Source organism: Skermanella stibiiresistens SB22, assembly GCF_000576635.1.
In the GTDB taxonomy this organism is placed as follows: domain Bacteria; phylum Pseudomonadota; class Alphaproteobacteria; order Azospirillales; family Azospirillaceae; genus Skermanella; species Skermanella stibiiresistens.
This window is the reverse complement of record NZ_AVFL01000173.1, coordinates 1-221: the sequence shown is the minus strand read 5'-3', so window position 1 is coordinate 221 and position 221 is coordinate 1. Positions and strand designations below refer to the sequence as shown.

The window sequence follows — 221 nt, the reverse complement described above, 5'->3', positions numbered from 1 at the left end:
ACTTGACGCCGCTGCACGCCAATTCCCGTCTGCGGATGGAGCGCGGCAACGGCTCGACCGAAGACCTGACGGCGCGCGTACTGGATCTGGCGGCGCCTATTGGCCGCGGCCAGCGTGGCCTGATCGTGGCACCGCCGAAAGCCGGTAAAACCATGCTGCTGCAGAATATTGCGCAGAGCATTGCCTACAACCACCCAGACTGCGTGCTGATGGTGCTGCTG

The 221-nt window shown here is 63.8% G+C and carries 1 pseudogene; it reads left to right on the top strand.

The window, feature by feature from the left end:
* Nucleotides 1-221, top strand: a pseudogene (locus N825_RS35940) (transcription termination factor Rho); the annotation flags it as partial.